The following is a 7,169-nucleotide window of genomic DNA, read 5'->3' as shown; positions in this document are numbered from 1 at the left end:
GCCGGTTGTGAGCAAAATGGCGATAAATATGAATCATTATTATTTGTGTTGTGTTTTTTGATTCAATAAGATGGTGATCGATTTCATTCAGGTGATGGATAGTGTGTGACGTCCATTCTGATTCATTCTTCACCGCAATATCATGATGATTTAAGGGATATCAGGCATGACCGAAAAAGATAAGCGACTGCCCTCATGGCGTTTGGGGCTCATGACTTCTGCTCTCGCACTGTCATCGGGCTATGTGCTGGCTCAGGAGGCACCGGCTGATGGAGATCAGCGTCAGGAGGACGCGACAACGCTTGAAGATATTACGGTGATGGGGGATCGATCCGGCCCTGTGGGGCCGGATCGAGGGTATTTGGCGGAGCGCAGTCTGACGGCGACGAAAACCGATACGCCATTGTCTGAGACGCCGCGTTCAGTGTCCGTCACGACGCGCCAGCAGATTGAAGACCTGGGGGCCATGACCCTTAGCGATGTCCTGAATTATATGCCTGGGGTCTCTGCTGCGCCCTTTGCGGCGGGCGATGGTTTGGCGGGGGATATTTTTTATATCCGTGGGATGAACCAGCGTGATTTCGGTTATGGCACTTACCGCGATGGGCTGCGCGTGCAAGCCAATGCCTATTCGACTTCAGCGGAGGTTTTCGGGCTGGAGCGGGTTGAAGTGCTGAAAGGGCCGACGGCGATTCTTTATGGTGAGAATGTGCCCGGCGGTTTGGTGAATATGGTCAGTAAACGACCCACTGAAGCCCGTCAGGGTGAAATTAATTTGAGTTATGGCACTCACAGCCGTAAGCAGATTTCAGTGGATGTGTCGGGTGCGCTGACCGATGACGGGCGTGTACTGGGGCGTTTGGTGATGCTGAATCGGGATGCCGATACGCAGACCGATAGCATGTCCGATGATCGTTTTTATATTGCACCGTCTTTGACCTTTAAAATGACGGAGAAAGACACGCTGACATTGTTGGCTCAATATCAAGAAGATGATACTGAGATTCAGTTGGGTCTGCCGGCTTATGGCACGCTGTATGATAATCCCCATGGTGGAAAATTAGATCTGGATACGAACCTGGGGCACCCCAGCTGGGATGGGTTTGATCGTAAATTCTGGACGCTCGGTTATGAGTATGAGCATCAGTTCAATGATGACTGGGCCTTCCGTCAGAACGCGCGTTATATGCGTTCTTTGATTGACCGTAATGAAACCTGGTGGACTTATCCGCCAACCTTGCCTGTTGTGCCTGGCATGTTCCCGAATGGGGCTGCCGGCGATGGTACGGATGACTTTGTCCTGGCTTACGGGCGCGATCGCGATAATGATTCTCAGACTTTCTCAATTGATAACCAATTGGTCGGTCATTTTGACACTGACAATATGGCGAATACGGTATTGATCGGTGCCAGTTTTGACCGCTTGTCATTTGATCAGACCCAGTATGTGGGGATGCCGCCGAACACCCAAACTTTGGCGCTGAACGATTATCAGCCGATCAATATTTTTGATCCGCAATGGGCGAGCGCGCCACGGACCTCTCGATTGGCGTCTGATGATGAGATTACACAAAATCTGGCCGGTCTCTATGGTCAGTGGCAGTTGAAATCTGGGGGATGGATTGCCTTACTCGGGGCTCGTTATGATTGGGCGAAGAGTGAGTACGATAATCGCTTGGCCTCAACCAATACCGAAGGCACGGATCATGAGGTGACCTGGCAGACTGGGGTGATGTATCAGTTTGATAATGGTATTTCGCCTTATATCAGTTATGCGACGACCTTTGTGCCCGTTCAGCAGTTCTCGACGGGGTCGGGCGGCACTTTTGACCCGATTACGGGTGACCAAGCCGAGATCGGGGTGAAGTATGCACCGGAAGGGGCTGCGTTGGAGATTACGGCCGCCACTTACCGTATGACTAAAGACGATGATGTGACTTACGACAGCACGCTGGGTGAGTATCGTCAGGTCGGCAAATCTGAGGCTGAAGGTGCTGAGTTAGAAGTGAAGGCTCAGGTGACCGATAATCTGCAGATGACGGCGGCCTACACTTATGTGGATACCCGAATCAAAGACGATGCGGGCTCTCGCTATGAAGATAAGCAAATGACGGGCGTGCCACGTCATCAAGCTTCTATCTGGGGCAGTTATCGTTTCTATAAAGGGCCGCTGGATGGTTTGATGGCCGGTCTCGGCGTTCGTTACCTTGGTCGCTCCTATAGCTATCCGGGGGCGGGTCAGGCGACACCGACGTTGAAAACGGAAGACCAGGTGTTAGTGGATGCTTTACTGGGTTATCAGATTAACGCCCATTGGAGCACTAAACTGAATGTACAGAACCTCTTTGATGAGGAATATGTCGCTCAGTGTAATAACGCCGGGCGTTGCTACTGGGGCGCGGAGCGGACCATTAATGGCACGGTATCTTATCACTGGTGATGTTTGATTTGATCGCTGACGAAGGCGGCCTTTTGGCCGCCTTCTTTGTTTTTGGGCTTTGTCATTTTAGGGGGGCGTCGTTTTAGGACACCTGAAGCCACGATAAACGATAAATTTTAACGCACCTTATACGTCCTCTTTACAGGCGACTTGGCGCGAGACCTAGCTTGAATTGTGCCAGGGGCGTGTTCATTCAAGGGTGTTTTTAAAAAATCTTTCAACAATATTGAGGTGCACGATGAGTTTTGATCAAGAAGACGCGACGTTTGTGGTGGTGGTGAATGACGAGGAGCAGTACTCCATTTGGCCGCAACATAAGCCGGTGCCTGAGGGCTGGCAGAGCGTGGGTGTCGAAGGGGATAAGGCGACCTGCCTGGCGCATATTGAGCAAGTCTGGACCGATATGAGACCGAAGCGCTTGCGCCAAGCCATGGAGGCGTGACGATGAGCATTGAGCATCATCCGATACCCGGGTTGCAGTTCGCTGATGGTTTTCCGCTTGAGGTTCGACCGACTCAGGCAGGGATGTCCTTCTCACAGTTATCGGCAGATCAATTGCACTCTCTGGTTCAACAGTTGGAGCTTACAGGCGCTTTGTTATTTCGGGGGTTTGATGATCCCGATGTAGCGGGTTTCCAGGCGTTTGCTGCAGGGTTTGGTGATCCGTTATTAAGTTATGAGTTTGGCTCAACACCGAGAACTCAAGTGACGGGAGAAGGGGTTTACACGTCAACAGAGTATCCGGCGCAACGGACAATCTCACTCCATAATGAGCAGGCTTATACCACCCAGTGGCCGATGCGGATTTGGTTCTATTCCGCACAAGTGGCCGATCATGGCGGTGAAACGCCGATCGCGGATAGTCGACAGGTTTATCAACGGTTAGATGCCGCATTGCGAAAACGCTTTGAAGACCGTGGGCTTCGTTATGTTCGCCATTACGGCAACGGCTTGGATGTGGATTGGCCGCAAGTGTTCAATACCGATGACCCGGCGCAAGTCGATGCCTTTTGTCGGACTCAGGGCATTCAGGCGCAGTGGCTGGACGACGGCTGTTTGCGTACGGCTCAGCAGTGTCAGGCCGTTGCCGTCCATCCTCGTACCCGAGATCGAGTTTGGTTCAATCAAGCTCACTTGTTTCATATGTCGGCCCTGGAACCTGAAATCCAAGACGTTTTGTTGGAGACCGTGGGCGAGGAGGGGTTGCCGCGCAATGTGTATTACGGGGATGGTCAGCCGATCGAGGTCAGTGCCTTGGACGAGGTGCGCGGGGTATTGGATGAGTGCAAAGTCATTTTTCCTTGGCAGCAGGGGGATGTCATGATGCTGGATAATATGCTGGCAGCCCATGCCCGTGAGCCCTTTTCAGGGGAGCGCCGGGTGGTGGTCGCCATGGCTCAGGCGCATGGGCTTGATCAGAAAGAACGACAGCGTCTGGAAAGTATTTGTGCTCCCCCGCTTCAGCCCGAAGGCGTCCTATTATGACTTCGTCCACCACTACGCCACTTGCCGGTCAACCCGAACGGCCGCCAAAACCCCAAGGCGAGGTCTTTCGGCGTTATGACCAGACGTTGAATATGTGGATCAGCTTTCGCACTTTGGAGATCGGGCCAGGCCTTAAACACGATCTTGCGCTTTATCATCGTTGGCAAAATATCCCACGGGTGGCGGCTTTTTGGGATGAAGCGCATGACATCACGGTCCATCAAGCGCATCTTGAGCAATTGGCGGCTGATCCGCATTGCCTTCAGTTGATCGGTTGTTTTAATGATGAGCCGTTTGGTTTTTTTGATGTGTACTGGGCGCTGGAAGATCGTTTGGGGCCCTATTATGAGGTCGATCCTTATGATCGTGGGTTGCATATGCTCGTCGGTGAGGCGCATCACCGTGGGCCCCATAAAGTCGCCTGCTGGTTGCCTGCATTGATGGATTATCTGTGGGCGGATGAACCGAGCACCCGTCGATTAGTCTCCGAGCCGCGTGCGGATAACGCCAAGATGATCGGTTATCTTCAGCAATTCGGGTTTGAGCATGTGCGTGATTTTGATTTCCCGCACAAACGCGCTGCATTGATGATGTGCCATCGTCGTTGAGCGGAATTCAATCTTGATAGGACTTAATGAGCACACGGCTGAACACATAGTCAGGCCAGCGCTCAGGTGTGATGGCCTGGCCAGTGACTGTTTGCCCACGATGCCACTGAGGTGATAGGTCGGTTAATAGTGTGAGTTGAACGTCACCCGTTGTGCTGTCCCACTCGCTCAGTTTGGCATCCTGGAAGTAAAACCGCGTGCCGGTGATGGGGTAGAGCGCTTTAAATAAAGCTTCTTTAAGCGAAAAAATCCGGGTGAGCCATGGCCCAGGTTGAGCCTGCCATTCTTGATGCCAGTGTGTCATTTCTTCGGGCGTCAAAATATGTTCAGCCAAACGTTGGGCTTTGTCATCGGTGATGAGCTGTTCAATATCAAGCCCAATACCGGCGTAAGTTAATGTCGGGGCGACTAACGCGGCGGCAATGCCATGGCTGTGGGTAATGGCGCCGGTGATCCCTTGCGGCCATTGTGGGGATCGATCCTCGTTGCGCGAAGGCACAATGAGGTGTCCGGTGAGCGCCTGTAAGGCTTCTCGTGCGCACAAGCGTCCTGCCAGGTATTCGGCTTGTCTTTTAGGCACGGCCTGATCAATGCCTGATGCCAGAGGGATCTGTTGTTTGGCAAATTCATCGACGACAAAATCGGAGACGCTGAAGTGAGTCAGCGCAAAATGCAGTGTCGATTGTGCTGATGTCTGAGGTCCGGTGTATTGAGGCCTAGTGTATTGAGGTCCGGTGTATTGAGGCCAGACGCGTTGCGGTGGGGTGCAAAACACCGGCCAGTGATGATCTGGAGACAAAGTTGCCTGAGTGTTGGGCAACGTATCGGTGTGAGGTAAGGCATCAGGTGTCGGCATCACGATCAGTATTATGGCTTCGCGGTGTTATGGCGGCTTACAAGGTGTCATGGCGGTTTATAAGATATCATGGCCACCCTCAGACTCCCGTCTGATGAGTGGCCGGGGTGACGAGCCATTAACGCATGCGAATGTCGCCATCACGCAAAAAGAAAGTGACTTTGCCTAGTTCGTTACGAGGTGCATAGCTTTTTCCGGCAATGACCAAGTTGGTACCAGGGTGGCACACTTTTCGGACTTGAATTCTGGCAATCTGTTGCTGAGCCATGCTCATTTCAATACGATCATGCTCTTCATTGAGCGCTTCGGCTTGGGTCGTTAATGTTTGTTTGGCTTTAAGGATTTGCCGCTTTTTCTCATCCGGGACGGGTTTGCGTGAGCGTTTCAGCTTTTCGACGACCTCTTTAAGCTGTTCCATCTGTTCGGTCAGCTTGTGGCGCTGTTGATTCAGTTCGGTCAGTTCTGCTTTTAACGATTCACACATGCCGACTTCAAGGTGGGTCGGAATATTGGCTGGAACGCCTGCTGTATCGGTATCAATTTTGGCATTGGCCCGTGTGAACCCGCCGACAATTTTACCTTGTCCGGTTAATTGTACGGTTGATTCTGCATATAAGTGAGAGTGCATCACTTGTTTCTCAACCACAATGGTGCCGCCACTCTCAACCCAGGCTTCTTGAATAAAACGGGCTTTGATGTTGTTTTTGGCCTTTAAAATGGCATCGTCTTTGCCCGGTTCGCTCTGTTCCCCCCAGCGATTTTCAGGGCTATTGGATTTATGGCCAATGACGCCACCACCGATTTCGATGTTGCCACCGGCGTCAATAGAGGCTTTTTCAACTAGACCGCCAATTTTGATGTCCCCTGTGGCTTTGACATGCATGCCAGCATTGACATTGCCTTTGATTTGGACACTGCCATCAAAATCAATATGTCCACTTTGAAGGCCTACTTCTGCGATTTTAAGGACCTGATCAACCTTGGCGCCATGCTCGTGCAGTACCGGTAAGCCGGCAATACTGGAGAGCAAGAGGTTCTCATCTTCAAATGAGACGTGCACCGAGTTATCGGATAATCGGAAATTGATTTCTTTACCATCACGGCCCTTGAGGGTTTTGCCCGTCACCGTAAAGCCGTTTTGGCCTTCCGTGGGGGGATGGCGGCGAGCTAAAGGGGTGTTAGGGTCGACATGGGGAAATTCACCATGATCCAGAAAGTCGACGCGGTCATCTTCTTCGTGAATGACGGGTCTCCGATCTGACACATCATCAACTAATGACTCGAGCCAGCCATCTTCACCTTGATGCGCGGCCTGGCCAAAAGCGACGAGCCAGCATTCGGGGATGCCATGGGCTCGAAATGCTTGCTGATGTTCTGGACTTAGAAAATCATTCAGAATGTCTTCGCGGATTCCTTGTGTAATCCGTGCGGCTTTGAGTGCTTCTTGAATTTGCTCTCGGCTGAGGTCTTCACTTTCGGCGCCGCGAGGAGGGGTCACGAGCATGCCGGCAATCAGTTGATTTTGACTGCAGTAAATGGTGATTTCAGCGGCTTTAGGGCCTCCTAACAATATTTTGTCAGGCTGGCCGCGGCGCATGATGTCGATGAGTTCGTGAGCCGCTTGCTGATCAATCGGACAGGCCGTGGTATCCACGCCTGCTTCCATTGCAATGGGGCCTAACTGCCAGGGCTCTACGATCGTCACCTGTTCAGTGGGTTCAAATTGAGCCCACAGTTGGTGTGCGTCATCCGTTTCAAACGTCAGCCCCAGCTCTATTGC

Annotated in this window: 6 protein-coding genes; 4 read left to right on the top strand and 2 right to left on the bottom strand. The window is 52.0% G+C overall.

Annotated features, from left to right (window positions below):
- The first annotated feature begins 166 nt into the window (after window positions 1–166).
- From BFW38_RS10005 to BFW38_RS09990, 4 genes are all read left to right on the top strand, one after another.
- Window positions 167–2,440, top strand: a complete 2,274-nt coding sequence (locus BFW38_RS10005; RefSeq protein WP_068998390.1) for a TonB-dependent siderophore receptor — start codon at window positions 167–169, stop codon at window positions 2,438–2,440.
- 238 nt (window positions 2,441–2,678) lie between these two features.
- Window positions 2,679–2,882 (top strand): MbtH family protein, encoded by a 204-nt coding sequence (locus tag BFW38_RS10000; RefSeq protein ID WP_068998388.1) that lies wholly within the window; start codon window positions 2,679–2,681, stop codon window positions 2,880–2,882.
- 2 nt (window positions 2,883–2,884) lie between these two features.
- Window positions 2,885–3,925, top strand: coding sequence for a TauD/TfdA family dioxygenase (locus BFW38_RS09995; RefSeq protein WP_084004578.1), 1,041 nt, complete (start codon window positions 2,885–2,887; stop codon window positions 3,923–3,925).
- Window positions 3,922–4,533, top strand: coding sequence for a GNAT family N-acetyltransferase (locus BFW38_RS09990; RefSeq protein ID WP_068998386.1), 612 nt, complete (start codon window positions 3,922–3,924; stop codon window positions 4,531–4,533). Before BFW38_RS09995 ends, BFW38_RS09990 begins: the two co-directional genes overlap by 4 nt.
- A gap of 7 nt (window positions 4,534–4,540) precedes the next feature.
- Here BFW38_RS09990 and BFW38_RS09985 read toward each other — a convergent pair whose 3' ends face one another.
- Window positions 4,541–5,389 (bottom strand): 4'-phosphopantetheinyl transferase family protein, encoded by an 849-nt coding sequence (locus BFW38_RS09985; RefSeq protein ID WP_068998384.1) that lies wholly within the window; start codon window positions 5,387–5,389, stop codon window positions 4,541–4,543.
- 118 nt (window positions 5,390–5,507) lie between these two features.
- On the bottom strand, window positions 5,508–7,169 hold a 1,662-nt coding region (locus BFW38_RS09980; protein WP_175400965.1), incomplete at its 5' end, for a FapA family protein.

The sequence above is a fragment of the Terasakiispira papahanaumokuakeensis genome (genome assembly GCF_001709345.1).
GTDB classification, from domain to species: Bacteria; Pseudomonadota; Gammaproteobacteria; order Pseudomonadales; family Halomonadaceae; genus Terasakiispira; species Terasakiispira papahanaumokuakeensis.
Note: the sequence above shows the minus strand (reverse complement) of the source record. Positions and strands in the feature narration are given on the sequence as shown.